The 4,956-nt window shown below is 66.8% G+C and carries 6 protein-coding genes; all 6 read right to left on the bottom strand.

Translation table 11 applies throughout. The features are described from left to right. Positions 1-198: 198 nt before the first annotated feature. The 6 genes from ACWDS7_RS46505 to ACWDS7_RS46480 all read right to left on the bottom strand — a co-directional run bounded on the left by ACWDS7_RS46505 (position 199) and on the right by ACWDS7_RS46480 (position 4,837). Complete coding sequence (locus ACWDS7_RS46505) at positions 199-633, bottom strand: YybH family protein (RefSeq protein ID WP_451934519.1); 435 nt, start codon at positions 631-633, stop codon at positions 199-201. Next, complete coding sequence (locus ACWDS7_RS46500; protein ID WP_451934518.1) at positions 575-850, bottom strand: DUF4158 domain-containing protein; 276 nt, start codon at positions 848-850, stop codon at positions 575-577. Before ACWDS7_RS46500 ends, ACWDS7_RS46505 begins: the two co-directional genes overlap by 59 nt. A 330-nt stretch (positions 851-1,180) precedes the next feature. Next, a complete protein-coding gene (locus tag ACWDS7_RS46495; RefSeq protein ID WP_451934517.1) occupies positions 1,181-1,327 on the bottom strand; it encodes a hypothetical protein in 147 nt (48 codons plus the stop codon). Positions 1,328-1,591: 264 nt separating this feature from the next. Further along, positions 1,592-3,340 carry a bifunctional metallophosphatase/5'-nucleotidase gene (locus ACWDS7_RS46490; RefSeq protein WP_451934516.1) on the bottom strand — a complete coding sequence of 583 codons (1,749 nt, stop codon included), beginning with the start codon at positions 3,338-3,340 and terminating at the stop codon, positions 1,592-1,594. 44 nt (positions 3,341-3,384) lie between these two features. Then, positions 3,385-4,194: a carbohydrate ABC transporter permease gene (locus ACWDS7_RS46485; RefSeq protein WP_451934515.1), complete on the bottom strand. Its 810-nt coding sequence runs from the start codon at positions 4,192-4,194 to the stop codon at positions 3,385-3,387. Beyond that, a complete protein-coding gene (locus ACWDS7_RS46480; protein ID WP_451934514.1) occupies positions 4,187-4,837 on the bottom strand; it encodes a carbohydrate ABC transporter permease in 651 nt (216 codons plus the stop codon). The genes ACWDS7_RS46485 and ACWDS7_RS46480 overlap by 8 nt, the downstream gene beginning before the upstream one ends. Positions 4,838-4,956 lie beyond the last annotated feature (119 nt).

Here is a 4,956-nt window from a genome sequence, read left to right as displayed (position 1 = left end):
GCCGAAGGTCGGGGACCGGCCCCCGCTCACCCAACGGCAGCCACGGCTCGATCAGCGCCCGTTCCGCATCGGTTACATCACCACGCGCCATATCACCGGTGCTACCAGCCACGGTGTTCACCCGCAGGGCGAACACCGTGATCTCAACTCAGAACACTCCTTAGCGTGAAGACGTGTAGGGGCACACCCGAGCACCGCTTACTCCTCAGCGGGGCCGTTCGTGTCACTGCGCGCGGGCCGGCCGCCTTTCGCCCACGCCCAGGCCGTCAGTCGCCACTCCGCGCCGATCTTGCGAAGCGCCACCGTAAAGACTGAGCCAGTTTGGGTGACCTGCTCGCCTCGAAGGGTGAACGTCATGCTCGCGGGAGCAACGACATATGCGTACTCGCCGGTGACATCGACATGCCGTGGCTCATCGAGAACGATGTGGTACCCGGAGGCCCCCACGTGCTCAGCCTCGGCAAGGACGTCCCTCCACCAATCCTCGCCGGCTGTCGGCCCCTGCCACACATGCGGCGACATACCGTCAAGGATCTGCATCGGGTCAGCGCAGGTCGCTGCCATCGCCTTCGCGTCACCGCGGTTGAAGGCGGCAACGTATTGGAGCACCGCCGCCATGGGGTCGTTCGACACGACAGGTCCCTTCTCTCTGGAAGCTCCTCGCACTCTTTTCATTGAATCCCCACTGCACGGCCCAGCCGAGCTTGGTGGCCGGGCGCCGTTTGGACGCCAGCGCGTCCAGCGCGCTGCGGTCCAGCCGGAAGAACTGCTCCAGCTCAGCGGCCGAGGGCTCTTCAGGGAAGCAGCCATAGCAAGCGACCTGCTCATCAGACAGGAATTCGAAAGACATGGCCCAGGAACGTAGGGCCTGTCACCAGCAGAAACAGCGGCCGTCATCGAACCGGTATCAAGATCAACTCTCTACCGCTAATTTCTGCACTCAGACTCCTCGAAGGCCAGCTAGGGCTCGCACTCGATCGGGGATGACCTCAGGTCAAGCGTCCGGAGTGCTGGGGGAGACTCAGGTTGAGTCGGGTCAGCTCGCCGTACAGGTCGACGGCCTGCTGGGAGGCTTTCAGGGCGTTCTGGTGCTGGCTGACGTTGCGCAGGCGGTTCGCATGGGTGAGATGGAGCGCGGCTCGTCGCGCCGGGTCTTGAGTGGTGGACAGGCGGTGGGCGGTCAGCCGGATGGACAGGGCGGCGATCCCAGGTCGAGGTCGATATGCCGACCGGACGGCAGGCAGGCTTCGATGGCCTCCAGAAGGGCCCGTTCGATGTCGGTCAGGTTGGCCAGGGCGGCCAGGGCGGCGCTACCGGCGTTCAGCATGAGCTGGCGGTGGGCACCTCAGACAACAGACGCTGGGTGACGGCGTACACCATCGACAAGATCACGAAACATGGTCCCAGGTGACCCGGGCCAGCCATTCGGCGCCCCAGAGCCCTTCCTCCCACCGGACGAAGGGCTCTGCGCTTGAAGTACTCGAGTTCTTGAGCCCCGCACCCGCTCCCGAGGTCAACCGAATGGCTCCCACTGACCGTCCGGGCGGGCCTGTGCGGGTGCGGGGGACGCGGTTCCCCCGCACCCGGGGTCCTATGTCAGCGGCACCGCCCGGTCCAGGGCGGGCGGGGCCACCGGCCCCTGCCGCAGGTAGGCCCGCATGGCCTCGTAGTCGCGGTTGCCGCGCACGGCGTCGGTGTACCCGGTGAAGGCGGTGTAGCCGTCGGCGCCGAGAAGCGTGTAGGCCAGCGCGGCGAGCCGGTAGGTCCTGCCGGTGTCGAGCGGCTGCCCGTTCACGATCACGTCGGCGGGGTTGATCCTGTCACCGACGGGCCTGGTCGCGTCGAAGGAGAAGCGGACGTTCTTGGACACGGCCAGCGGCGCGAACTTCACGGTGCCGTTGGCCTGCGCCTGCCACTGCTGCTCCAGGGCCTGCTCGATCTGCGAGCCCTTGACGGTGACGGTGAGCACCGGGTTGGCGTAGCCCCAGGCCGCCCACGACTCGCCCATGAGCACCTGACCGTCGCTGTCGGCGGGGTTGGCGCCCTTGGCGAACCTCAGGTCGCCGCGCAGGGAGTTGGAGCCCTTGGTCGGGGCGACGGCCACCATGGCCAGGTCGGCCTTGCCGCCCTCGGTCCGCTGCGAGTCGAAGTAGGCCACGTCGGCCACGGTGTTGCCGAGCGTGCTCTGCCCCGTCGCGTCGCGGGTCCTGGTGAGGTCGCCGGTGATGGTCCCGTACGGCTTGGCGTAGGTCTCCTTCTGCTTGGCGTTCCAGTGGTCGACCAGCTTCACCATGGTGGGGTCGGGGGTGACATCGCGGGTCACTGGGTGGTTGACCGCGGTGGTCTCGGACCTGATGACGTCGCGGGTACGGTGGTCGAGCTTCAGGTTGATCTCGTTGATGAGGCGGCCGTGGTTGGCTGCCTCGACGACCGGGCGGGGATTACCCGCCGGGTCGGGTAGCGAGCAGGTGAAGTACCAGTGCCAGTGGCCTGTGACGATGACGTCGATGTCGGGCGAGGCGTTGGCGGCGAAGTCCCAGATCGGCCCGTTCTTCTGATCGGCGCAGCCGTTGTAGTCGTCTCCGGCCTTGCCGCCCTCGTGCACGTTGGCGACGATGGCCTTGACGCCGCGCCGCTTGAGGATGGCGGCGTACTTGTTGGCCGTCTCCACCAGCGGCAGGTTGTCCAGTGACGGCTGGTAGGAGGTGGAGCCGTCCACCGTGGTGGGCGTGGTCAGGTTGATGAACCCGACGGGGATGCCCTGGAAGCGCTTGATCACGTACGGCGGGAGCACCGGACGGGTGTCGCCCTTCCGCGTGATGTTGGCCGTCGAGATGGCGAAGTCGGCGCCGTGGAACTGCCGCCCGTCGGAGTCGGTGAAGCAGCTGTCGACCCCGATCTCACCGAAGCACTCGCCCTCGCCCATGTGGTCGCGCAGGAACTCCAGGGACCGGTCCAGCTCGTGGTTCCCGACCGCGGTGAACTCCACCTTGATCTTGTTCAGGAACTCGATCGTGGGCTCGTCGGCGTGGTAGGACACCTCGGTCGGCCAGCCGCTGAAATCGTCACCGGTCGAGAACGTGACCGTGTTCTCATGGCCTTGCCGGAGCTTGTCCAGATGCGTCGCCACGTACGGCGCGCCGCCCACCACCAGGGTGTTCCCCTGTGGATCCTTGATCGTCCCGTCGGTGGCGTTGTTCTGCGGGGTGATGTAGCCGTGGAAGTCGGTGAGGGACAGCAGTTGCACGTCCACGGGCTTCGGGTCGGCCAGTGCCGGTGAGGCGGAGGAGGCCAGAGTGACGCCTAAGGCGACGACGATCCACTTGCGACGGGAATGCACACATACTCCTCGGTAGGGGATACAACGGGGGAAAGACTGGTGGTTCAGCCTTTCGAGCCGGTGAACGCGATCCCGGCGATCAGCTGTCGCTGCATGACCACGAAAAGAACGATCACGGGCAGCGAGGCGACGACGGACCCGGCGAAGAGGACCGGGTAATTGGTCAGGTACTGGCCGCGCAGCGAGGCCAGCCCGGCGGAGAGCGTCATCATCTCCGGGTCGGTGTTGACCACCAGCGGCCAGAGCAGGCTGCTCCAGGACCACATGACGGTCAGCAGCCCGAGCGCCAGCAGCCCGGGCCGCACCAGCGGCAGCATGATCCACCAGTAGATCTGCAGCGGGTTGGCGCCGTCCAGGCGCGCCGCCTCGTCCAGTTCCCTGGGCAGCGTCTTGAAGAACTGCCGCAGCAGGAACGTGCCGAAGGCCCCGAAGACCCCGGGGGCGATGAGCGCCTGGAGGGTGTTGAGCCAGCCGAGCCCCTGCATGATCTCGTACCGGGGCAGCAGGAACAGCTCTCCCGGCACCATCAGCACGGCCAGGAACAGCATGAAGATCGGCCCGCGCCCGGGGAACTCCAGCCGCGCGAAGGCGAAGGCTGCGAGCGAGCAGAGCAGCAGCTGCCCGGCCGTCACCGCCGCCGTGACGATCACGGTGTTGAGAAACTGCCGCCCGAGCGGCACGGTCCTGAACACGTCGGCGAAGTTGTGCCACTGCCAGGAGGGGACCGGCGTGGGCGGCACCCGCATCGACTCGCTGACGGTCTGCAGCGAGACCACGAGTTGCCAGACGAACGGCGTGATCATGATCAGCCCGCCGGCGAGCAGGACCGCGTGCACGATCCAGCGCCTACTCATAGTGGACCCACCGCCTCTGCAGCCTGAACTGAAGGGCGGTCAGCGCGAGGATCAGGGCCAGCAGCACGACCGCGATCGCGGCTGCGTAGCCGCGGCTGTTCTGCACGAAGCCCTGCTCGTAGAAGAGGTAGACGATCGTGCGGCTCCCCGCCAGCGCCGGGCTCTTGGTGTCGATCATGAGGTAGACCAGGTCGAACACCTGCAGAGCGTTGATCAGCGTGATCACCATGACGAAGAACGTGGTGGGCGTGAGCAGCGGCAGCGTGATGCGGAAGAACTGCCGCATCCTGCCCGCGCCGTCGATCGCGGCGGCCTCGTAATAGTGCTTCGGGATCCCCTGGAGCCCGGCCAGGAACAGCACGGCGTTGTACCCGAGCGAGCTCCAGATCCCGACCACCGCGATGGCGTAGATCGCGAACTCGGGGTCGGAGACCCAGTAGGGCCCGTCGATCCCGATCTCGCCGAGCAGGTAGTTGATCAGGCCGAAGTCGCCGTTGTACAGGTAGCGCCAGGTCAGGCCGACGGCCGCGGGCATGGTGACCACGGGCAGGAAGTACAGCGTGCGGTAGAAGCCGAGCCCGCGCAGCCCCGGTACGTTGAGCAGCGCCGCGATCACGATCGCCAGCGGCACCCCGATGAGCACGAGCAGGGAGTAGAGCAGCGTGTTGCCGCCTGCGGATGGGCGTCGAGCTCGCCGCCACCGAGGGCACCGTCGGCGAGCTCCTGGAGGACTGGTACGCCAGCAAGCGCGGCAAGAAGGAG

The organism is Streptosporangium sp. NPDC003464 (assembly GCF_053588315.1).
Note: the sequence above shows the minus strand (reverse complement) of the source record. Positions and strands in the feature narration are given on the sequence as shown.